This is a genomic window from Azospirillum formosense (assembly GCF_040500525.1).
In the GTDB taxonomy this organism is placed as follows: domain Bacteria; phylum Pseudomonadota; class Alphaproteobacteria; order Azospirillales; family Azospirillaceae; genus Azospirillum; species Azospirillum formosense_A.
On the sequence record NZ_CP159402.1, the window covers coordinates 236,285 to 258,218 of the forward strand.

Sequence of the window (21,934 nt, forward strand, 5' to 3'; positions counted from 1 at the left end):
CGGACGCTCCGACATGCGCAAATCCCCTCACCGCCCGCTTCGCGGGCACCCTCTCCCCGGAGGGGAGAAGGTTGAAAGGGGTTCCATGCAACGTCGCGTGATTTTCGACAACAGGGCGCTGCCCTACCTGCTGTTGGCGCCGCAGGTGGCGGTGACGCTGATCTTCTTCATCTGGCCGGCGGCGCAGGCGCTGTGGCAGTCGGTGCATCTCCAGGACGCCTTCGGGCTGCGCAGCCAGTTCGTCGGGCTGGAGAACTTTCATGCGGTGCTGAGCGACCCGAACTATCTGGAGACGGTCAAAACCACCATCATCTTCAGCGCGTCGGTGACCGTCCTGTCGCTGGCCTCCGCGCTGGGGCTGGCGGTGATGGCCGATTCGAAGATACGGGCGGCGTCGGCCTACAAGACGCTGCTGATCTGGCCCTACGCGCTGGCCCCCGCGGTGGCGGCGGTGCTGTGGATGTTCATCTTCAACCCGGACATCGGCATCCTGGGCCGCGCGCTGAACAACCTCGGCTACGCCTGGGACTACCGGCTGAACGACGGGCAGGCGCTGACCATGGTCATCCTGGCGGCGAGCTGGAAGCAGGTCTCCTACAACTTCATCTTCTTCCTGGCCGGGCTGCAGGCCATCCCGCGCTCCGTCCTCGAGGCGGCGAGCATCGACGGGGCGGGGGCGGTGCGCCGCTTCTGGACGATCACCTTCCCGCTGCTGTCGCCGACCACCTTCTTCCTGCTGGTGGTGAACATCGTCTACGCCTTCTTCGAGACCTTCGGCACGATCCACGCCCTGACCCACGGCGGGCCGGGCAAGGCCACGGAGACGCTGATCTTCCGCGTCTACCAGGACGGCGTGGTCAACCACGACCTCGGCGGCTCGTCGGCGCAGTCGGTGATCCTGATGGTCATCGTCATCGCGCTGACCGCCATCCAGTTCCGCTTCGTCGAGCGCAAGGTGCATTACTCATGACCCGCGACCGCGACACCCCGCGCTCCGGCGGGCGCCTGATGGACATGGTCCCGCACCTGATCCTGATGCTGGGCGTCCTGATCTTCGCCTTCCCGATCTACGTGACGATCATCGGCTCGACCTGGGACGCCGCCACCATCGGGCGCGGCAACCTGCCGCTGACGCCGGGCGGGGAGATGCTGAACAACTACGCCTCGGCCTGGAGCGAATCGCAGGGCAACCGCGTCATGCACACGCCCGTGCGCATCATGATGTGGAACAGCCTCGTCATGGCGCTGGTCATCGCGCTGGGCAAGATCGCCATCTCGATCATCTCGGCCTACGCGGTGGCCTTCTTCCGCTTCCCGCTGCGCATGGCCTTCTTCTGGATGATCTTCATCACGCTGATGCTGCCGGTGGAGGTGCGCATCATCCCGACCTACGAGGTGGTCGCCAACCTCGGCCTGATCGACAGCTACGCCGGGCTGACCATCCCGCTGATCGCCTCGGCGACGGCGACGCTGCTGTTCCGGCAGTTCTTCCTGACCATCCCGGACGAGCTGGTGGAGGCCGCGAAGATCGACGGGGCGGGGGCGCTGCGCTTCTTCCTGGACGTGGTGCTGCCCCTGTCGCGCACCAACATCGCGGCGCTGTTCGTCATCCTCTTCATCTACGGCTGGAACCAGTATCTGTGGCCGCTGCTGATCACTAACAGCGCGGAGATGGAGACGGTGGTGATCGGCATCACCAAGATGATCGGCAACGGCGAGGCCGCGACCGACTGGAACCTCATCATGGCGACGACGGTGCTGGCCATGCTGCCGCCGGTGGCGGTGGTCGTGCTGATGCAGCGGTGGTTCGTCAAAGGCCTTGTGGACAGCGAGAAGTAAGAAAGAACCAATCGAGATGGCAACGGTCGATCTGAATCAGGTCCGCAAGTCCTACGGCTCCGTGGAGGCGATCAAGGGCATCGACATCAGCGTCGCGGACGGGGAGTTCCTCGTGCTACTCGGCCCTTCGGGCTGCGGCAAGTCCACGCTTCTGCGCATGGTCGCCGGGCTGGAGAGCATCACCGGCGGCGAGATCGCCATCGGCGGGCGGGTGGTCAACGGGCTGGAGCCCAAGGACCGCGACATCGCCATGGTGTTCCAGAACTACGCGCTCTACCCGCACATGAGCGTGTTCGACAACATGGCCTACGGACTGAAGATCCGCGGCCTGCCCAAGGCGGAGATCCAGGCGCGCGTGGCCAAGGCCGCGGAGATCCTGGAGCTTGGCCGCTTCCTCGACCGCCGGCCCAGCCAGCTGTCGGGCGGGCAGCGCCAGCGCGTCGCCATGGGCCGCGCCATCGTGCGCGAGCCCGCCGCCTTCCTGTTCGACGAGCCGCTGTCCAACCTGGACGCCAAGCTGCGCACCCAGATGCGCGTCGAGATCAAGCGGCTCCAGGACCGGCTGGGCATCACCAGCCTCTACGTGACTCACGACCAGGTGGAGGCGATGACGCTGGCCGACCGCATCCTGGTCATGAACCACGGGGTGGCCGAGCAGATCGGCACGCCGCTGGAGGTCTACCAGCGTCCGGCCAGCCTGTTCGTGGCGGGCTTCATCGGGTCGCCGCCGATGAACGTGCTGGACGCGCGCTTCGACTCCGCCGGGCAGGCGGTGGCGCTGCCCGGCGGCACCGCCTTCCTCCTGCCGCGCCCGCGGCCCGACATGGCCGGGCGGCCGGTCAAGCTGGGCGTGCGGCCGGAGCATCTGGCCGTCACCCCCGGCGACGGACCGCTGATCGTCACGGTCGATCTGGTGGAGGCCCTGGGCGCCGACACGGTGGTCTACGGCCGCCTGCCGGACGGCGAGGCGCTGGTGGTCCGGGTCGCCGGCCTGCCGTCCTGCCGCGAGGGCGAGACCCTGCGCGTCGGCGCGCCGCCCGACGCCCTGCACCTGTTCGACGCGGAGAGCGGACGGCGCCTGCCGGATTGATTGGGTGCCGGACCGAACGGGGTCGAGAGGTTGCATCCTCAGCCGCCCCATGCCCTCCTGTCGATCCGTCATGTCCCGCCGGAAACAAGGATAAGAAACGTCATGAAACTCTACCTGAAGCCGGGCGCCTGCTCGCTGTCGCCGCACATCGTCCTGCGCGAAAGCGGCTTGGCCTTCGACGTCGCGGTCGTCGACCTCGCCGCCAAGACGCTGGAGGACGGCGGCGATTTCCTCGCCGTCAACCCGAAGGGCCAAGTGCCGACGCTGGCCTTCGACGACGGCGCCATCCTGACCGAGGGCGCCGCGATCGTTCAATACGTCGCCGACCGCGTGCCGAAGAGCGGCCTGCTGCCCGCCGTCGGGACGATGGAGCGCTACCGCGTGCTGGAGTGGCTGAACTTCATCGGCACGGAGCTGCACAAGACCTTCAGCCCGCTGTTCCGCCCGACCACGCCGGACGCCTTCAAGGACATCGCCAAGCAGACGCTGACCGCCAAGCTCGCGGTGGTGGAGGCCGGGCTCGCCGGCAAGGACTACCTGACGGGCGACCGCTTCACGGTGGCCGACGCCTATGGATTCACGGTGCTGCGCTGGGCGCCGCGCGTCGGCCTGCCGCTGGACGGCTATCCGAACATCACCGCCTTCATGGCCCGCGTCGCCGCGCGCCCGGCGGTGGCCGCGGCGCTGGCGGCGGAAGGGATCGCCTGACCGCTGGCCGGACGGGGAGGGGACGCACCTGTTCGATCCCGAGACAGGCCGGTGATTGCCCGAGTAGACTGCTCGGGCAATCACCAGCAGGGAGGGGGCGAAGACCCCGACGAGCATGAGCGCAACCGACCGCAAACCCGTTCCGCCCTTCCACCTCGCCTTCCCCGTCCGCGACAAGGAGGAGGCGCGCGCCTTTTACGCCGGCCTGCTGGGCTGCGGGGTGGGACGGGAATCCGACCGTTGGATCGACTTCGACCTCTACGGTCATCAGGTGGTGGCCCATGTGACCGAGGAGGCCGGGACCCGCGCCACCAACCCGGTCGATGGCGAGGACGTGCCGGCCTGCCATTTCGGCGTGATCCTGGCGTGGGACGACTGGCACGCGCTGGCCGACAGGCTGAAGGCCGAAGGGGTGAAATTCCTCATCGAGCCGCAGATCCGCTTCAAGGGTCAGGCCGGCGAGCAGGCCACCATGTTCTTCCTCGACCCGAGCGGGAACGCCCTGGAGTTCAAGAGCTTCCAGGACATGGGGCAGATTTTCGCGCGGTGACGCCGGCGCGATCCTTCGACGCCATCGGCATTTCCTTCACCGTGGCGGGAAAAATCCGGCCCATGCCGCCGGTCCGGTTTTCCCCTCCGTCCCGGCGAAGGCCCGTGTTTCCGCGCCGTCGGGATGGCATGAAAGCTGCTCATGGGAAATTGCCGAAGCCATTTCGGCGGTCAACCGTGAGGTGTTTCATGAACCGCCTGCCCGCCGCCGCGCCGGGATTTGAATCGTCAAGAGCCTACGCACTGAACGGCGGCGTGGTCACCCGCTTCTCCGCGGCGACCAAGGCCACGCCGGAGATGATGGCGCGCGTCGGCGATCGCGCTTTTCAACAGCAGATGAGAATCGCGGCGGACCCGAACGCCGTGGACCCGGCGGTCACGGCGCGAAGCCGCGCCGTGCAGGCCCACACGCTGTTCCGGCAGGGCGGTCAGGTCGTCGCCGTCGTCTGGCGGGACGGCCAGACGCAAATGAGCAATGGGCTTGCGGCGCGGCTGGACTGGAGCGCGCTGGAGCGGCAGACCGCCGCCCTGTCCGACGCGCAGCGGCGGGACGCGATCGCCGCAGCCATCACGAAACAGATGGGAGGGAGCGTCCAGGTCCAGCGCTACGGCGACAGCGGCGCCGCGCCGACCCGTGGCGCGGTGATCGACGAGCAGGCCGCGGCGAACCGGTCGGCGGACTGGGCGATGCACGGCGGGCGGTGATCCCGCCGCGCACCGGACAGGCACAGGCTGTATAGACTCAGGCCGCGGACCGCTTGTTGCCGCCCGGCTGGCCGCCGTGCGGGGCGGGGCGGCGGTTGTGGCGGTTCTGCTGGTTGGCCGAGGCCTTGGCCTTCAGCGGCTGGTCGCCGGTGGCGCCGGCAACCCGCGCGCCCTGCGGCGCCGGCGGCTTCGCGCCGTGGGCCTTCGGCGCCTGAGGCTTCTGGCCCTGCGGCTTGTTGCCGCCCGCCTGCTGCTGCGGCTGGCCGCGGCCCGGACGCGGCTGCTTGGGCGCCGGCTTCGGCGGCTTGGCGGAGGAGGCGTGGATCGCCGCCACCACCGACGCGTGGTAGGGATGGTCGTGGTCCGCCGGGACCGGCTGGCGGATGGTCTTCTCGATGGCCTTCAGATAGGCCACCTCCTCCGCGTCGCAGAAGGACACCGCGCTGCCGTCGGTGCCGGCGCGGGCGGTGCGGCCGATGCGGTGGACGTAGCTTTCCGGCTCGTTCGGCAGGTCGAAGTTGATGACGTGCGTGATGCCGTCGATGTCGATGCCGCGCGCCGCGATGTCGGTCGCCACCAGCGCCTTGAGGTCGCCGCTGCGGAAGGACTCCAGGGCGCGCACGCGGGCCGACTGCGACTTGTCGCCGTGGATCGCGTCGGCGGGGACGCCAGCCTTCTTCAGATGGTCGGCGATGCGGTCGGCGCCGTGCTTGGTGCGGGCGAAGACGATCGTCCGCTCCATGGCGCCCTCCTGGAGGAGGTCGGCGAGAAGACGGCGCTTGTCGGCGCGCTCCACGAACAGCACGCGCTGGGCGATGCGCTCCACCGTGGTGGACTGGGGCGCCACCTCGATCCGCTCGGCGTCGGTCAGGATGCTGTGCGCCAGCTCGACCACGGCTTCCGGCATGGTGGCGGAGAACAGCAGGGTCTGGCGCTGCTTCGGCAGGACCGCCACCACCTTCCGCACGTCGCGGATGAAGCCCATGTCGAGCATGCGGTCGGCCTCGTCCAGGACGAAGATCTCGACCTGGTCGAGCACGCACTGCTTCTGCGCCATCAGGTCGAGCAGGCGGCCCGGAGTCGCCACCAGCACATCGGTGCCGCGGGCCAGGGCAGCGACCTGCGGGCTCTGCCCGACGCCGCCGTGGATCACGGTGCGGCGGATCGGCAGGTGGCGGCCGTAGGTGCGGAAGCTCTCGCCGATCTGCAGCGCCAGCTCGCGCGTCGGCGTCAGGATCAGCGTGCGCGGCGCCTTGGCCTGCACGCGCTTCTTGTTCTGGAACAGCCGCTGCAGGATCGGCAGGGTGAAGGCGGCGGTCTTGCCGGTGCCGGTCTGGGCGAGGCCGAGAACGTCGCGGCCCTCCAGAAGAACGGGGATGGCGCCGGCCTGGATCGGCGTGGCGGTCTGGTAACCCTCTTCGGCGACGGCGCGCAGAAGGGGCTCGATCAGGCCGAGGCCACTGAATTCGGTCATACGGGGAGGGTCCTGGTCACGTGAACAGAGGCTGCACCTGGGCCGTGCCCGGACATGGCCGGGGCGGCGTGGCTTGGGGCGCTCCGCCGCGGGAGTGCGCGGAGCCATCAATTCACCGTGGGAAGGCGCAAGCGGCGCCGGTACCGGGACGACAAGGAGCCGGCAGCCCCAAAGCAAAATCGACCGACCACACATAGGCGGTGGGGCGGCTTTTGGCAAGCAAACAAGGACCTTGGCCCGCTTCCGGACCGGAAATGTCCCTGGGCCGGGCGGCGATTCCGGGGGACGGTGGGCGGCGCGGCGTGCCGCCTCCCGGTGGGTGAGGCATTTTGCCGCGTGAATTCCCGGACAAAAAAACGGGGTATAGGATTGCGAATGAATTTCAGTATTATGATCCGCGCTGCAGCATGGCGACCCGGATCGCGGGAGACGGCGCCGCAACGGATGGCAAAGGCGGTGGGGCAATGACGTCGCGTCTCGAATCCTTGTGCCTGGAAAAGGGGCTGAAGATGACCGGCCAGCGCCGGGTCATCTCCCAGGTCCTGTCGGAGTCGGAGGACCATCCCGACGTGGAGGAGGTCCATCGCCGCGCCGTCCTGATCGACCCGCGCATCTCCATCGCCACGGTCTACCGCACGATGCGCCTTCTCGAGGACGCGCAGGTGATCGAGAAGGTGGATCTGGGCGACGGACGCGCCCGCTACGAAGAGGCGTCCACCGACCATCACCATCATCTGATCGACACGCGCAGCGGGCGGATCATCGAATTCGCCAGCCCGGAGCTGGAGGCGCTGAAGGAGCGCATCGCGCGGGAGCTGGGCTACCGCATCGTCGGTCACCGGCTGGAAATCTACGGCGTTCCGCTCGACGGCGCTTCTCTCGACGGCGGCGGCACCCTGGACGGCAACTCTGTGGATGGCGGGGAGCGTCGATGAAAGGCATGCGCTGGCTGACGATCGACCCCTACCCGGCGGTGAGCCTGAATTGCCGCGACGCGGTCCAGCGCTGCTACGCCGGCCTGTGCGACTGCGGCCAGCCGGAGCGCTACGCGCTGGAGGCGGCGGTGACCGTCTTCCGCTACCACCATCCCGAAACCCCGCCCTTCCAGGCGGAAACCATCGTCAGCCAGTGGGTGGCCGGACCGGTCCGGCATTGACTCCATCCCCCGCCGGCGTCACCAGCGCCGCCGCTTGCGCTCCAGCGTGTCGGGGGCGAAGTCCTCGGGCCGCAGGGTCTTGGCGAAGTCCGGCGGGGCGAGCTGGTTGTCGAGGCCGCTCACCACATAGCGGTCGCCGGTGAGGTTGTAGGTGATCTCCAGCGCCGGGGCGAAGACGGGCACCTGGGGATAGGCGACGCCGTGCGCTTCGGCGTAGCGGACGAGATCGCCCTTGGCGTCGTAATGGTCGGCCATGACGATCTGCCAGGTGTCCTCGTCCAGATAATAGGTGCGCTCCGGCAAGGCGTGGCGGAAGTTGGGCTTCACCCGCGCCTCGACGATCCAGACCCGGTGCATCTCGTAGCGCAGGAACTGCGGGTTGGGGTGGCCCAGCCACAGGAAATCCACCGGCGCCAGATTGGGCGTGTTCATCCGGCTGGCGTTGTAAGGCACATACATCTCCCGCCGCGTCACCAGCGCGAAATCGAAGCGGTCGAGCGGGCCGCTGAACATGTCCAGCATATCGGCGGTGCGGATTCCGCCGCTGGCCGGGTCCGGCGTGTCGTAGACGAAATCCGGCGCGCGGACGGGCTTGCCGCCCTCGCCCTGGCGGAACCAGGCGGCGAAGCCGGACTGGATCGGGTTCAGCGTGCCGTGCAGCAGCAGGGTCGTCCCGGCCTCCGCCTTGGGCATCAGGGTGGTGCGGCGGTAGTGGAAGGGCCGCCCGCCGTCGATCCCGGCGGCGTAGCTGGACTGCCAGTCCTCGCGGTAGACCGCCGCGGTGTGGATTCCGCCGGCCTCCGGCAGGACGGTGGCGCCGGTGCGGCTGAAGGAGGTGCCGCGCCAGCGCAGGATGTGGTTCCACATCGCCTGCACGCCGTTGGCCGGGATGGGGAAGGGCACGCCCACCTGCGCCCCGCTCAGCGCCAGACCGTTCTCGCCCAGCCTGGCGCGCTTGGCGTTCGCGATCGATTCGTCGTAGACGCGCTGCGGCGCGGCGGCGCTGCGGCGGCTGGGGAAGACCGGGATCTCGAAGGACGGGTACTTGGTCAGCATCTCCTGCAGGCCGCCGGACAGGCGGACCTTGTAGCGGTCGATGTCCGCCGGCCCCACGGTGAACCAGCGCCCGTCCTCGTCGTAGGGGTCGGGCAGGGGCGTGCCCGGCTTCCAGCCGTCGGGGGCTCGGGTCAGCCCGCCCTTCCAGGCCGGAATGGCCCGCGTCCGGCTGGCGCCGCGCACCGCGCCGAAGGGAGTCAGCTCCTCCCCCAGGGCCGGGACCTTCTCCTGCGCGGCGATCGGGGCGGCGTAGGGAAGCACCGGCAGGGAGAGCAGAAGGCTGGAGAACTGGCGGCGGTTCATGCGCGTCTCGCGGCGTGGCGGGTCGCGGGGACGATACCCCAATCGGGCGCCGGTTCGAACGGACAAAGGGCGTTCAAGTGGGGGGTCAGGGCGCCGCTGCCGTGGCGAGGGCGCGCTCGACCTCCCGCATCGCCTGTTCCAGCGCTTCGGCGAGCGCGGTCACCCGGTCCCAAGGGGCGTCCTGCCTCACCGCCTGCTCCAGCGCCTGCGCCGCGTCGCCGAGCGGTTTCGCGCCGGCGTTGCGGGCGCAGCCTTTCAGATTGTGGGCGCCGGCGCGGATCGCCGTTGCGTTGCGCGCGGCGACGGCGGCGGCGACCTCGTCCGTGATGTGACGGCTGATGCCGACGAAGTCGTTCAGCAACTCGTCCATCAGCGCCCGGTCGCCGGCGCAGAGCCGGCGCAGCGCGTCGCGGTCGATCGCGGGACTCTCCGGCGGCGGCGAAGGTGGACCCGGCGCCACCGCGTCGCTGTCCGTGGGCGGCAGGAAGCGCGACAGAACGGCGTCGAGCTTGACCAGATCCAGCGGCTTGCTCAGCGCGTCGTCCATGCCGGCGGCGAAGTAGCTCTCGATGTCCGCCGGGGCGGCGTTGGCGGTCAGGGCGACGATCGGCAGATGGGCGCCGGTGGCGCGCTCCGCCGCGCGGATGCGGCGCGTCAGCGCGAACCCGTCCAACTCGGGCATCTGGATGTCGGTCAGCAGCAGGGCGTAGCGCCGCCGTCCCAGAGCGGCCAGGGCCTCCGCGCCGCCGGTGGTCAGCTCCGCCGTGTGGCCCAGCGCGGTGAGCTGCATCTGCAGGACCTTGCGGTTGATGGCGTTGTCCTCCGCCACCAGGATCAGCCGCCCGCGGGCCTCCGCCTCGGCGATGGCCCGCTCGGGACTCGGCGTGGCCGGGGCGCAGGGCGTTGCGCAGGGTGTGGCGGGGGGCGGGCCTTCGCCGGGTGCGGCGTCCGCCAGGGCGCGCCCGGCGGCCACCGTGACGGCGCGCACCAGCGCGGCGCGGCGGACCGGGCGGCTCACCGGGATCGCCCCGTCGGCGGGCTGCCCGCCGCCGGCCGCCGGGTCCTGCAACAGCACCGTCGGCACCCGCGCTTCGCCGGCGCGGCGGCCCAGCAGCTGCGGCGCCTGGGCGGCGGCCGGGGTGTGCAGCGCCTCGTCGACCACCACGACGTTCAAGGCGCCGCTGGCTTCGCAGGCCGTCCGCGCCTGTTCGGCCAGGGCCCCCGGCTCCCCGGCGGCCAGCACCCGCGCCCCGGCGGCCTCCAGATAGTCGGCGACGATCCGGCGCTCCGCTGTCTCCGGCAGGCCAACCAGGACGGTCAGCCCGGCAAGGTCCGGCTCCGCCGCCGCCGGGGAGGCCGGCGCCGCGGCGGCTTCGGCCGGGGCGTGGGCGGCCGCGCTGTCGAGCGTCAGCTCGACCCAGAAGGTCGAGCCCACCCCCGGCGCGCTGTCCACCCCGATCGTTCCGCCCATCAGCGCGACCAGCCGCCGGCTGATCGACAGGCCCAGCCCGGTGCCGCCGAAGCGCCGGGCGGTCGAGCTTTCCGCCTGGGTGAAGGGCTGGAAGAGCTGGCGGCGCGCCGTCTCGGCGATGCCGATGCCGGTGTCCGCCACCTCGATGCGCAGCCGGGTGGCGGTCCGGGTGTCGGTGCCGGCCCCGGCCGCCAGGGTGGCCTGCACAACGATTCGCCCGCGCTCGGTGAATTTGATGGCGTTACCGCACAGGTTGAACAGGATCTGGCGCAGCCGCACCGGGTCGCCGGTCAGCGCCGGCGGCAGCGCCGGGTCCACGTAGGTCAGCAGCGCCAGCCCCTTGGCCCGCGCCGCCGGGGCCAGCGTGTCGGCCACCCCCTCGACCAGGGCGGGGATGGAGACGGGCACCTGCTCCAGGTCCATCTTGCCGGCCTCGATCTTCGAGAAGTCGAGGATGTCGTCGATGATCCGCAGCAGCGAGGTCGCCGATTCGCGCATGGTCGCCACGGTGTCGCGCTGCCCGCCGTCCAGCGGCGTGCGCTCCAGCAGCTCCAGCATGCCCAGCACGCCGTTCATCGGGGTGCGGATCTCGTGGCTCATGGTGGCGAGGAAGGCGGACTTGGCGGCGGTCGTCTGTTCGGCCTGTTCCTTGGCGCGTTCCATCTGGTGCTCGGCAAGCTTGCGCCGGGTGATGTCGTAGACCCAGGCGAGATGGACCGGCCGGCCGTCGAGCCGCATGGGGTCCACCGACACCAGCACCCAGAAGGTCGAGCCGTCGGCCCGCCGCACCCGCACCTCGGCGTCGCGCAGCGAGCGGCGGAAGAAGGTCCAGTGCGTCTCGTGCGCCTCGGTGTTGTCCGGCTCGATGAACAGATCGGCGATGGAGACCCCGACCAGCCGCTCCTTCGGCACGCCCAGCAGATGGACCAGCCGGTCGTTGCACATCACCAGCACGCCGTCATGGGTGTAGGCGCAGACACCGACCGGGCTCGATTCCAGGATGGCGCGCATCTGCTCGCGGCTCTGCCGCAGCTCCTGCGTGCGCTCGGCCACCTTGGTCTCGATGGAGCGGATCTGGTCGTAGGCGCGCAGCGCCGCGATCACCGCGGTGAACAGCCCCTCCGCCGACAGGTCGGCCTTCGACTTGTAGTCGTTGATGTCGCAGCCGACGATCACGTCGCGCTGCGGCGCCTGTCCCGGCTGGCCGGTGCGCAGGATGATGCGGACGTCGAGGTTGCCGAGAGCGCCGCGCACCCAGCGGACCAGCGTCAGCCCGGCATCGTCCTCCTCCATCACCACGTCGAGCAGGATGACGGCGATGTCCCGCCGGTGGCTCAGCAGGGCGCGCGCCTCGGCGGCGGAGCGGCAGCCGATCAGCTCCAGCCGGCGCCCTTGGAACTCCACGTCGTCGAGCAGGAGGGCGGTCATGGCATGGACGTCGTCCTCGTCGTCCACCACCAGGACGGGCCAGGGCGGGGTCTCCTCCCGGTCTCCATCCTCCTCGTCGGCGAACAGGATTTCGTCGTCCGGGTTGGGATCGGTGTCGGGCACCATCAGCTCGTCGGTCATGATGCGTCCGTCATGCTGCGTCGGTTGCCGGGTCCATCCCGGCGGCGCCGGCCATCCGCGGCGCCGTCAGGGGAATCCGCAGGAGGAAGCTGGTGCCCCCGCCCGGGCGGTCGTTCGGACGCGGGCTCTCCACCGAAATCCGGCCGCCCAGCGATTGCGTCACCAGATTGAAGACGATGTGGAGGCCGAGCCCGCTGCCCCCGGTGCCGCGCTTGGTCGTGAAGAAAGGTTCGAACACCTTGGGCAGATTGTCCGGGGCGATGCCGACGCCGTCGTCGGAAAAGCGGATGTCCAGCTCGCCGTCCGGCAGTTCCTCCACGGTCAGCGCCATCGCGCCCTCCCGCCCGTCGGGGAAGGCGTGGGTCAGCGCGTTGATGACCAGATTGGTGATGACCTGGCTGAGCGCGCCGGGGTAGCCGTCCATGGTGATGCCGTCCGGGCAGGCGACGGTCATCCGGTGCGGGCTCTTGCGCAGGCGCGGCCCCAGCGAGGTGATGATCTCGTCCAGGTAGGAGCGCAGGTCGAAGCGGCGGCGCTCCTGGCTGGTCTGGTCGACGGCGACGCGCTTGAAGCTCTGGATCAGCTCCGCCGCGCGGGTCAGGTTCTGCTCGATCAGGCGCGCGGATTCGCCCGCCGCCGCCACATAGGCGGTGAGGTCGGACTTCTTCAGCGCGCCCTTCGCGAAGGCCTCGGTCAGCGTCTGCGTCTTCGACGCCAGATGGGTGGAGCAGCTGTAGGCGATGCCCACCGGCGTGTTGATCTCGTGCGCGACGCCAGCCACCAGCAGGGCGAGCGAGGCCATCTTCTCCGCCTGGACGAGGCTGTCCTGGGTTTCCTTGAGGTCGGCGTAGGCGGTCTCCAGCGCCTCCATGGCGTGGAACACCTCCTCGGCGGAGCGCGCCTCCACCGTCACGTCGGTGAAGGTGCGGACGAAGCCGCCCTCCGGCAGGGGGTTGGACCGCACCTCGATGATCGTGCCGTCGGGCCGCCGCCGCTTGAAGGCGAAGGGCTGGTCGGGAACCACGGCGGTGTCGTCCAGTTCCAGGTCGGGATCGATGCTGAAATCCTCGAAGGCGCCCTGGGCGCGCTGGCGCTGGATGATCTCGGGGAACAGCGGGTTGCCGGCCAGGAAGGCCGCCGGCACGTCGAGAAGCTCCGCGGCGCGGCGGTTGGACATGACGACCCGCAGGTTGCGGTCCACCATGATGATGCCCTGGTCGGTGTTGTCGAGCGTGATCTGAAGGACGTTCCGTTCGCGCGCCAGATCCCGTTCGGCCTGCATGCGCTCCGTCACGTCGGACATGGTGCCGGTCAGGCGGACGGCCGTTCCCTCGCCGTCGCGCAGGGCGGTCGCCCGGTCCTCGATCCAGCTCCAGCCGCCGTCGCGGCGGCGCATGCGGTAGACGGTGGCGTAGGCGCTGTCCTTGTCGCGCACGCGGCTGCGGGATTCCGCGACGACGCGCGGCCGCTCCTCCGGGTGGATCAGCGACTCCCAGGTCCGCGCGGTCATCTCCAGCTCCGCCGGGCCGTAGCCGAGCAGGGCCGGAAACTCCTTCGACCACCAGTACTGGCCGGTCCGCAGATCGTAATCCCAGACGGAGGAGCGGGTGGCGGTGATGGCCAGCCCCAGCCGCTCCTCGCTCTGGCGCAGGGCGGCCTCCTCCTCGTCCAGCCGGGTCAGCATGCCGTTGTAGGCGGCGATCACCCGCCCCAGCTCGTCGGCCGACGACCAGTGCACGGGCTGGCGCAGATGCTCCTGCTCCGCGGTGCGGATCGAGGCGATCAGCCGGCCCAGCGGCACGCCGATGGTCAGCCGGTGCGCGGTCAGGGCGGTGACCAGCGTGCCGATCAGCATCAGCAGCAGGAGCCACAGCGTGTTGACCATCTCCTGCCGGATCTGCTCGTCCACCGGGGCGTAGCTGAAATGGAGGGTCAGCGTGCCGAGCCGGCGGTTTTGCACCTGGATCGGACGGCGCACCGTCTCGCGCCCGGCAAAGGAGCGGCAGTCGTCCTCCGGCCACGCGAAGCGGCCGTCGGCCAGCTCGTCCGCCACCTCGATGCATCGAAGCTCGCGGTTGACGGAGATCGCCTGGATGATGTTGCGGATGGCCGGAACGTCCACCGCCCACAGGCTGGAGGACAGGGCGACGGCGTTGATCTCCGCCACCGCCTCGATCCGGTCGCGCAGGGCGCCGCGCAGATCCTTGTACTTGCCGTAGAAGAAGATCGAGGAAAAGCCGAGCGTGGTCAGGACCAGGATGGGAATCAGGATCAGCAGGAATTTCGCCGACACCGTCGGCACCGTTTTCCACGCCTGCTCGATCACCGTCATGAAAGGGGTTCCCGCTGCGGGGTCGCGTGACCGGGGCGGAGCGGCGGCGGGCCGCGGCCTTCACCGGTCAGGTGGTTGTACTCTCAACGGACGCGGTTCGTCTATGGTGTGAATGGCGTGAAAATTCTCCTTATGATCGATTAATTCGAGCGCATGTATACTTGAAGCTTGAGAGGGGATCGGCCTTGCACTACTGTCCGCGGGAGCCGCTTGCGCGGTGCAACACAAGAGGATGTCATGAATTTCCAGGTGCGCCGTTCCTCCGAAACCATCGAGGTGCTGTTGAGCGGCCGGTTGGAATTCACCGACCATGACAGCCTTCCCGACATCGTGGACCTGCTGAACGGGGAGGGCGCGCGCCGCGTCGTCCTGGACATGGACGGGCTGACTTTCATCGACTCCGCGGGGATCGGCATGCTGCTGATCCTCCAGGACGAGGCGGAGCAGCGCAACATCAAGCTGGTGCTGCGCAAGCTGCAGGGCGACGTGCTGCGCTCCATCGATCTGGCGCGGATCGGCGAAGTCGTCACCATCGAACGGTGAACGGACGATGGACGGTCCCTCCGCCTCCTCCACCAGCCTTCCGCCCGGTCCGGCGGGCGCGGTACGCCCCTTCAGCGTGATGAGGGACCGGGTGCCGGCGGACATCGCCGCACGGGTCGCGGCGCGCTTCGGCGTGGGCGATGCCGCCGGGGGTGCCGAAGACGCCGTCGATGACCGGGTGGCCGCCGCGGTCCTGCTGGCCCAGGCCGACCGGGACATCCTGCGCGGCGCCTTCGGGCTCAACCGCTTCCTGACGGTGGAACTGACGGAGCGCGAGGACGGCACCGGCGCCATCGACGCCGACTGGCTGGGCGCCCCGCCGGTGGAGCGGGGATTCTACCTGTCGCTGACGACCGGCACGGCCTACGGCCTGCAATGCGCGGTTCTGGTCTGCGACGAGCTGACCCGGCGCGGCGTGCTGACGCCGGAGCGGCGGGGCAACATCGAGCTGTGCCTGCACGAGGCCATCGCCAACGCCATCGTCCACGGCAATCTGGGCATTCCCAGCGCGACCAAGGAGCAGCCGGAGGGCTACCGCCTGTTCAGCCGGCTGTTGCGCGAACGGCTGGGCGACGGCGCCGTGCGGCAGCGGCGGATCGACATCTTCGCGCGCTGGGGCGCCGGCAGCCTGTCCATCGCGGTGGTCGACCAGGGCAACGGGTTCGACGCCGCGACCCTGCCGCAGGACACCGACAGCGGCGCCCATTCCGGACGCGGCTTCGTGTTCATGCGGGCGCTGGCCCGGCGCATCCACGTGACCGACGGCGGGCGCTGCACCCTGCTGCAGTTCGACCTGTGACGGGCGGGCGGGGTCGCGCATGCCCATTTCCCTCGCCGCCAGCCGTGTCCTGATCGTCGACGACAACGAGTTCAACAGGAAGTCGCTGGCCCTGATGATCCGCCGCGCCGGGCTGACCCAGATCGAGGTCGCCGAGAACGGCGTGGAGGGGCTGCGCAAGGTGGAGAGCTTCCGCCCCGACCTCGTCCTGCTCGACGTCAGCATGCCGGTGATGGACGGGCTGGAAATGTGCCGGCGCCTGCGCGAGCGGCTGACCCACGAGGAGTTGCCGATCCTCTTCGAGACCGCGCTGGACAGCGACGAGGAGCAGGTCCGCTGCTTCGAGGCCGGGGGCAGCGACTTCATCTCCAAGCCGATCAAGCCCGGCGAGTGCGTCGCCCGCGTCCGCCACCAGCTCGAAAAGCGCAAGCTGTTCACCGACCTCGCCAACTTCCGCGCGCGCGTGGAGCGGGAGCTGAAGCACGCCAAGGCGATGCAGCTGTCCCTGCTGCCCGAGCCGAAGGAGCTGGAGGCCGTCGCCGAGCGGTACGAGCTGGTGCTGGACGCCCATTTCGAAACGTCGTCGGAGCTGGGCGGCGATTTCTGGAACGTCTACCCGCTGGACAGCCACCGCGTCGCCGTCCTGATGGTCGATTTCGCCGGGCACGGCATCACCGCCGCCATCAACACCTTCCGCCTGCACACGCTGATCGACCGCTTCCCCATGCAGCATGTGCCGCCGTCGGAATGGCTGTCCGGGCTGAACCGGGCGCTGAAGGAGGTGCTGCCGGTCGGGCAGTTCGCCACGGCCTTCTTCGGCATCCTGGACCTGCACACCGACACGCTGACCTACGCCTCGGCCGGCGCGCCGAACCCGGTGGTGGGGATCGCCGGGGAACTGCGGCTGCTCGATTCGGCGGGGCTGGTGCTGGGCGCGTCGCGTCGCGCCGTCTACGCCGACCGCAGCCTGCGCCTGCCGCGCGGAAGCTGCCTGTTCCTCTACAGCGACGCACTGATCGAATGCAGCGGCCCGGACCACGAGCCGATCGGCCAGGACGGGGTACCCGGCCTGCTGCGCGACGCCATCGCCGCCAACCGCGCCCGCCCGCTGGGGCCGCTGCTGGAGCGCTTCTACGCCCGCACCAGCCTGCCGCTGCGCGACGACCTGACCGCCGTGTGGATCGCCCGCCGGGCGTGAAGCCCGGAAACAGGGAAAAGCCGGGAAACGAGAACCGGGAAACAAGAAAAGGCCGCCGCGGTTGTCCGCGGCGGCCTTTCCGCCTGAATCTCGGGGGGAGGGGCGCCGTTACGCCTGCGTCTCGGAGGCGGCGTAGCGGCGGCGGACCCACATCACGCTCTTCACCGCGAAGAGGGTGACGCCGATGCCCAGCGCGATGAGCAGGAGAATCTTCGGGCCGTTCTCGCCGATGGCGGCGGCGGCCTCGCCGAACAGGTAGCCGGCCCCGGCGAAGCTCCAGGCCCAGATGCCCGCGGCGATGAAGTTCCAGAACAGGAATTTGCGCCAGGGCATGCGGGATGTGCCGACGGCGACCGAGGCGATGTTGCGCACCCCGTAAAGGAAGCGGAATGCGAGGATGAAGCCGACCCCGTACACCTCCAGCCAATGCAGGACGCGGGACGCGCGGGCCTCCGCCGCCGGGAAGCGGGCCAGCGCCTTGGCGCCCCATTTGCGGCCGATCCAGAAATAGCACTGGTCGCCCATGAAACTGCCGATCCAGACGGCGGCAACCAACCAGTAAAGGTTGATGATCCCCAGATGCGCGCCCATCCCGCCGAAAATCACGAAGGTCTCGCCTTCGAAGAAGGCCCATATGAAGGCCAGGGGATAGAAGGCATCGCCCCAATCCTGGAGCCAGGTCATCCAGTCCAAAGCACCCTCCCCGCGGGTCGTTCCTTTCGTCCCGGACCGCCGGCGGCGCGCCACGGAAACGCAGGCGCGGCCATTGGTCAGGCTACGGACACATCATTGCACATAAGTGCGTGTCTTGTCGCGCAATCATTCCCGAATCGGGGGGAGGAACCCGTACAAAGTTGGGGTACGAAACGGTCTATTGCGGGGGGATTATTTTGTTTCCGGACACGTATTCTGTGAATCGGTCAGTGTTCGTGACTTGGTCAACCATCCTCCCCCGACAATTCGCCGACCGCCTGCCGGGCGGCGCGCAGCAGCAGGGGATTCGGTTCGGACGGGCCGTCCTCCCCCTCTTCCTCCTCCCACGCTCCCGGAGCGGCGCGGCGCTTCAGTTCGCGCGCGGCTTCGATCAGCAGATGGGCCAGCTTGTGGTCGGGCAGGGCCTGCGCCAGCGCCCGCAACTCCGCGTTGGTCAGGGCCGCCGGGTCGAAGTCGGCGCGCGGGGCCATCGGGACGGGCGGCGGCGGGACGAGCGCGAGGGTCATGGGCGCCGGGGCCGACGGTGACGGCACGTCCTCCCGCACCACGTCGACGGCCACCGGCGCCGCCACGGTGGTGGCGCGGGTCCGGCGCGCCGGCTTGCGCGCCCGCTCCGTCTCGGGCAGGCTGTCGAACAGGAGAGGTTGCGTGCTCATCCGGTCACCCGCGATCCGTTCACCGCTAGTTTGCGAAGTGTTCTCTTTTCATTCTAGAGAACGAAGGCCGGAAGTCGAGGGGAAACTTTTCGGGCGGGCGCGTGTCGGGCGGATGCGTGTCGGGCGGACGCCTGGGACGCAGACGCCCCCTGGAACGCGGAGTCAGGCGATCGCGTCGAGGAAACGCTCGGGACGCAGGATGCGGGTGCGGCCCACCTGGCGCACCGACAGAAGCTGCCGGTCCACGGTCACCAGCCAGTCGGCGTCGGCGGCCAGCGCCACCGCCAGGAACATGTCGTCGTCGGGGTCGCGGCACAGCCGTTCGACCGGGGCGGGCTCGACCCGCCGGGCCTCCGCGGCGAAGGCGGCCAGGAAGGCGGCGCGTTCCGCCGCCGGGCGGTAGCGCTCGAAGTCCGGGCGCATCAGCACCTCGCGCAGCTCCGCCAGGGTGGCGTCGGAGACGACGGCGGCACCCCGTGCCCGCACCGCCGCGACGCTGTCCCGGATCGCCAGGCTGCGGCGGGGCACCTCGGCGCCGAGCAGGGCGTAGCCGACGAGGATGTTGGTGTCCAGAACGACCCGGAAGGGGCAGGCGGCGTGGTGGAGGCTGGCGGTCATGCGCCCGTCGGGTCCATGGCCGGTCAGCCCTTGCGGGTCAGCAGCAGCGCGGTCAGGTCGTCATCGATCGGGCCGATGGCGCGCAGGCGCTCCAGCAACCCGTCCAGGAAGCGGGCGCCGTCCGTTTCCGCCATCCGCTCGGTGACCAGGGCGGCGAGGCCCGGCTCGTCGAGGACGTCGCTGCCGACCGGGATCTCGATGGCGCCGTCCGAATAGAGGAACAGGCGCCCGCCGGGGGGCAGGGGGAGGGAGCGCTCCTCATACTCCGCCGCGGCGAGCAGGCCGAGCGGCAGACCGGCGCTGTCGCCCAGCTGCGGCGCCGGATCGCCCGGCGCCCAGACCATCGGGCGCGTCGATCCGGCCGAGGCGTAGACGAAGCGGTTCTCCGAAGGCTCGACCACACCGGCCAGCATGGTTGCGAACTGCCCGTTGGGAAGCAGAGCGCACAGCCGCCGGTTGACGATGGACAGGAACTCGGCGGGGGTCAGGCCGGACATGTCCATCTGCTGGCAGATCGCGTGCAGGCGGAAGGTGTTCAGCGCCGCCCCGACGCCGTGGCCGGAGAAATCGACCATGTAGAGCATGGTCCGGCCCCGGCCTTGGACTTGTCCCCGATCTTGGCCCTGGCCCGGTTCGGCGTCGTGCCGCAGGTCCCAGAAGTCGCCGCCCAGCTCCGACGAGGGGGCGAAATGGGCGGTGATCCCCACCCCCGTCGCGGCCTCCACCTCGGCCAGCCGGTCCGGCGTGGGCATCAGCCGCTCCTGCATCTTGCGGGCGAGCGACAGCTCGCTCTCCGTCCGCTCGCGGAAGCGTTGCAGGTCGTGGAGCAGCGCGCGGTTCTGCAGATGGATGCGCACGCGGGCCAGCAGCTCGACCGCGTTGATCGGCTTGGTCACGTAATCGGTGGCCCCGGCGGCGAAAGCCTTGGCGCGGTCCTCCGCCCGGTTCAGGCTGGACTGCACGAGGACCGGCAGATCCTTCCAGGCGGGGAGCGCGCGCAGGCGCCGGCACATCTCGAACCCGTCCAGGTTCGGCATCATCAGGTCGAGCAGGATCAGGTCGGGCCGGAAGCTGTCCAGCCGGGCCAGCGCGTCGTTGCCGTCCTCCGCCATCTCGATCCGGGTGACGCCGCCGCGTTCCAGCAGCGCCTGGAGCAGGTGGCGGTTCACGCGGTTGTCGTCCACCACCAGGACGCGGGCCGTTTCCAGCCCCGGAACCTCCGGAAGGTTGTTCATCGCGCGCCCCCGTGCCCGATCCAGACCAGCGTGTGGTCGTCGAGCGGCACGTCGCCCTGGGCGGCGGCGAGCGCCGCGGTCACCGCCGCGAAGGCGTCGCCATCTTTTCCGCCGTCATCGCCGCCATCATGGCCGCCGTCATGGCCGCCGCCGGCCATGGCGTTCCGGACGGCGGCGCTCTGCAGCAGGGCGGCGAATCCGCCGTTGCCCCCGCCCAGCGCCTCCAGCACGGCGGTCGAGTGCAGGACCAGCGCGGCATCCGGCGGGAAGGGCAGGCTGCGCTCCTCGTAACGGGCGCCGGCGGCCATGCCCACCGGCTGGCCGGTCCCCTCGCCGAAGACCAGTTCGGCGCTGCCGGGCGGGATCAGGACCGGCGGGGCCGCCGCCGCCGCCGCGTAGGTGAAGCGCTGCCCCGCACGGTCCACCACGCCGTAGATCACCGTGGCGTGCTGGCCAAGCTCCAGCAGGCAGACGGCCCGCTCGTTCAGCTCGCTCAGGAAGGCGCCGGGCCGCTCGCCGAGATGCGGCGCCAGCTCGTGGATCAGCGTGTGCATGCGGAAGGCGTCCAGGGCCGCCGACACACCGCGCCCGGCCATGTCGAGCAGGAACAGCCCGAACCGCCCGCCGGCCAGCGGCAGCACCCCCCACAGGTCGCCGCCGAGGTCGGAGGACAGCGCCGTGTGCGAGCGCAGCGTCACCCCCGCGCCATCCGTCAGCGCGGCGCACAGCGCCGCGGAGGGCAGCAGATGGTCGTACATGGAGCGGGCCATTGCCAGCTCCCCCTCGACCCGCGCCCGGTAGGTCTGCAGGTCGCGGATCAGCACCCGGTTCTGCAGGTGGATGCGCACGCGGGCGACCAGCTCCGTCCGGTCCAGCGGCTTGGAGATCAGATCGGTGGTTCCGGCGGCGAAGGCGCGGTTGCGGTCGTCGCTGGACGACAGGGCGGTCTGAACCAGCACCGGCAGGTCCGCGTAGGCGTGGTCGGCGCGCAGGCGGCGGCACACCTCGAACCCGTCCATCCCCGGCATCATGATGTCGAGGATCAGCAGGTCCGGCGCCTCCGCCGCGATCTGGGCCAGCGCGTCGAAGCCGTCCTTGGCGTAGGCGACGTTCTGGAAGCCGGCTTCGGTGAGCAGGGCGCCGATCAGTGTGCGGTTGAAGTCGGTGTCATCCACCACCAGGATGCGGCAGGCGGCGATGGCGTCGTCCATCAGAGGGGGAACCTCATGCGGATGCGGCGCCCGCCGTCGAGAAGCTGAAGCTCTTCCACGATGGCGGCGATCAGGTCGAGCCCGCGGCCCGAGGCGCCGTAGTCGATGCGCTCCGGCCGGGCGAAACCGGTTCCCTCGTCGGCGACCTCCACCACCGCGCAAGCGCTTTCCAGCCACGCGGTGACCTCGATCCGGCGCTCGGCGAAGGCGGGGTCGGCCATGCGCGCCGCGAGATCGTGGGAGAAGCGCTCCAGCGCCTCGACGCTCAGCCCCTTCATGCCTTCGACCTGGAGGTTGCCGTGCACCACCGCGTTGCTGATCGCCTCGTGCAGCGCCAGCTCCATGTCGTCGCGCTGGGCCTCCGGCATCGGGTGCAGGGCGGCCAGCCCGTTCAGGATGCGCCCGGCCAGATGCAGGCGGTTGGCGGTCACCGTCGTCACGCAGGCGAACAGGTCGGCGCGGGCGGCGCGGCGCGCGGCCTCGACGATCCGGTCGTCGGACAGGCCGGCGACCTCGATCCAGGCGCCGAAGGGCCGCTGCCAGAATTCCGGCGCCTCGACGGCGCCGGCGTCGCCCACCAGAAGCAGAACGGACGCGCCGAAGGCCTCTCCCGCCGGGGAGCCGGGCCGCCGGGGCGGAAGCCGAAGCGCCGCCGACAGCCGGTCCAGCCGGTCGGCCGGCACGCCCAGGCCTTGCAGGGCGGCGACACGGATGGGGGAGGGGACCAAG

Annotated in this window: 21 protein-coding genes; 11 read left to right on the forward strand and 10 right to left on the reverse strand. The window is 70.2% G+C overall.

Features of this window, described 5'->3' with window-relative positions:
- The first annotated feature begins 85 nt into the window (after positions 1-85).
- From ugpA to ABVN73_RS01135, 6 genes are all read left to right on the forward strand, one after another.
- Positions 86-970: a sn-glycerol-3-phosphate ABC transporter permease UgpA gene (ugpA, locus tag ABVN73_RS01110; protein ID WP_353858557.1), complete on the forward strand. Its 885-nt coding sequence runs from the start codon at positions 86-88 to the stop codon at positions 968-970.
- A complete protein-coding gene (gene ugpE / locus ABVN73_RS01115) occupies positions 967-1,839 on the forward strand; it encodes a sn-glycerol-3-phosphate ABC transporter permease UgpE (protein WP_353858558.1) in 873 nt (290 codons plus the stop codon). Before ugpA ends, ugpE begins: the two co-directional genes overlap by 4 nt.
- A 16-nt stretch (positions 1,840-1,855) precedes the next feature.
- The gene (locus tag ABVN73_RS01120; protein WP_353858559.1) at positions 1,856-2,929 is read left to right on the forward strand and encodes a sn-glycerol-3-phosphate import ATP-binding protein UgpC; all 1,074 of its coding nucleotides are present in this window, start codon (positions 1,856-1,858) and stop codon (positions 2,927-2,929) included.
- Positions 2,930-3,031: 102 nt separating this feature from the next.
- On the forward strand, positions 3,032-3,637 hold the full coding sequence (gstA, locus tag ABVN73_RS01125; protein ID WP_353858560.1) for a glutathione transferase GstA: 606 nt from the start codon (positions 3,032-3,034) through the stop codon (positions 3,635-3,637).
- 115 nt (positions 3,638-3,752) lie between these two features.
- The gene (locus ABVN73_RS01130) at positions 3,753-4,187 is read left to right on the forward strand and encodes a VOC family protein (protein WP_353858561.1); all 435 of its coding nucleotides are present in this window, start codon (positions 3,753-3,755) and stop codon (positions 4,185-4,187) included.
- A 188-nt stretch (positions 4,188-4,375) separates the two neighbouring features.
- On the forward strand, positions 4,376-4,891 hold the full coding sequence (locus ABVN73_RS01135; RefSeq protein ID WP_353858562.1) for a hypothetical protein: 516 nt from the start codon (positions 4,376-4,378) through the stop codon (positions 4,889-4,891).
- 37 nt (positions 4,892-4,928) lie between these two features.
- Here the strand turns inward: ABVN73_RS01135 and ABVN73_RS01140 are convergent, their stop codons facing one another.
- Positions 4,929-6,365: a DEAD/DEAH box helicase gene (locus tag ABVN73_RS01140; RefSeq protein ID WP_353858563.1), complete on the reverse strand. Its 1,437-nt coding sequence runs from the start codon at positions 6,363-6,365 to the stop codon at positions 4,929-4,931.
- 464 nt (positions 6,366-6,829) lie between these two features.
- On the opposite strand from ABVN73_RS01140, the gene ABVN73_RS01145 reads away from it, so the two are divergent.
- Both ABVN73_RS01145 and ABVN73_RS01150 read left to right on the forward strand, forming a co-directional pair.
- A complete protein-coding gene (locus ABVN73_RS01145) occupies positions 6,830-7,300 on the forward strand; it encodes a Fur family transcriptional regulator (protein ID WP_353858564.1) in 471 nt (156 codons plus the stop codon).
- Positions 7,301-7,305: 5 nt separating this feature from the next.
- Positions 7,306-7,521: a hypothetical protein gene (locus tag ABVN73_RS01150; protein WP_353858565.1), complete on the forward strand. Its 216-nt coding sequence runs from the start codon at positions 7,306-7,308 to the stop codon at positions 7,519-7,521.
- Between the two features lie 18 nt (positions 7,522-7,539).
- Here ABVN73_RS01150 and ABVN73_RS01155 read toward each other — a convergent pair whose 3' ends face one another.
- The 3 genes from ABVN73_RS01155 to ABVN73_RS01165 form a co-directional block, all read right to left on the reverse strand.
- Positions 7,540-8,880, reverse strand: a complete 1,341-nt coding sequence (locus tag ABVN73_RS01155; RefSeq protein WP_353858566.1) for a DUF1329 domain-containing protein — start codon at positions 8,878-8,880, stop codon at positions 7,540-7,542.
- Positions 8,881-8,965: 85 nt separating this feature from the next.
- Positions 8,966-11,920 (reverse strand): ATP-binding protein, encoded by a 2,955-nt coding sequence (locus ABVN73_RS01160; protein WP_353858567.1) that lies wholly within the window; start codon positions 11,918-11,920, stop codon positions 8,966-8,968.
- Positions 11,921-11,930: 10 nt separating this feature from the next.
- A complete protein-coding gene (locus ABVN73_RS01165; RefSeq protein ID WP_353858568.1) occupies positions 11,931-14,252 on the reverse strand; it encodes a PAS-domain containing protein in 2,322 nt (773 codons plus the stop codon).
- A gap of 237 nt (positions 14,253-14,489) precedes the next feature.
- Here ABVN73_RS01165 and ABVN73_RS01170 point away from each other — a divergent pair, with 237 nt between their 5' ends.
- Genes ABVN73_RS01170 through ABVN73_RS01180 form a run of 3 tightly spaced genes read left to right on the forward strand, consistent with a single transcriptional unit; the run spans position 14,490 to position 16,771 of the window.
- The gene (locus ABVN73_RS01170) at positions 14,490-14,795 is read left to right on the forward strand and encodes an STAS domain-containing protein (RefSeq protein WP_353858569.1); all 306 of its coding nucleotides are present in this window, start codon (positions 14,490-14,492) and stop codon (positions 14,793-14,795) included.
- Positions 14,796-14,802: 7 nt separating this feature from the next.
- Complete coding sequence (locus tag ABVN73_RS01175; RefSeq protein ID WP_353858570.1) at positions 14,803-15,594, forward strand: ATP-binding protein; 792 nt, start codon at positions 14,803-14,805, stop codon at positions 15,592-15,594.
- A 19-nt stretch (positions 15,595-15,613) separates the two neighbouring features.
- Complete coding sequence (locus tag ABVN73_RS01180; RefSeq protein ID WP_353858571.1) at positions 15,614-16,771, forward strand: fused response regulator/phosphatase; 1,158 nt, start codon at positions 15,614-15,616, stop codon at positions 16,769-16,771.
- 108 nt (positions 16,772-16,879) lie between these two features.
- Here the strand turns inward: ABVN73_RS01180 and ABVN73_RS01185 are convergent, their stop codons facing one another.
- The 6 genes from ABVN73_RS01185 to ABVN73_RS01210 form a co-directional block, all read right to left on the reverse strand.
- Positions 16,880-17,455 carry a DedA family protein gene (locus ABVN73_RS01185; RefSeq protein ID WP_353858572.1) on the reverse strand — a complete coding sequence of 192 codons (576 nt, stop codon included), beginning with the start codon at positions 17,453-17,455 and terminating at the stop codon, positions 16,880-16,882.
- Positions 17,456-17,709: 254 nt separating this feature from the next.
- On the reverse strand, positions 17,710-18,141 hold the full coding sequence (locus ABVN73_RS01190; protein ID WP_353858573.1) for a hypothetical protein: 432 nt from the start codon (positions 18,139-18,141) through the stop codon (positions 17,710-17,712).
- A 162-nt stretch (positions 18,142-18,303) separates the two neighbouring features.
- Positions 18,304-18,759: a putative toxin-antitoxin system toxin component, PIN family gene (locus ABVN73_RS01195; protein WP_353858574.1), complete on the reverse strand. Its 456-nt coding sequence runs from the start codon at positions 18,757-18,759 to the stop codon at positions 18,304-18,306.
- Between the two features lie 23 nt (positions 18,760-18,782).
- The gene (locus ABVN73_RS01200; RefSeq protein WP_353858575.1) at positions 18,783-19,994 is read right to left on the reverse strand and encodes a fused response regulator/phosphatase; all 1,212 of its coding nucleotides are present in this window, start codon (positions 19,992-19,994) and stop codon (positions 18,783-18,785) included.
- Positions 19,991-21,205: a fused response regulator/phosphatase gene (locus ABVN73_RS01205; protein ID WP_353858576.1), complete on the reverse strand. Its 1,215-nt coding sequence runs from the start codon at positions 21,203-21,205 to the stop codon at positions 19,991-19,993. Before ABVN73_RS01205 ends, ABVN73_RS01200 begins: the two co-directional genes overlap by 4 nt.
- A complete protein-coding gene (locus tag ABVN73_RS01210) occupies positions 21,205-21,933 on the reverse strand; it encodes an ATP-binding protein (protein WP_353858577.1) in 729 nt (242 codons plus the stop codon). The genes ABVN73_RS01205 and ABVN73_RS01210 overlap by 1 nt, the downstream gene beginning before the upstream one ends.
- Between the last annotated feature and the right edge of the window lies 1 nt (position 21,934).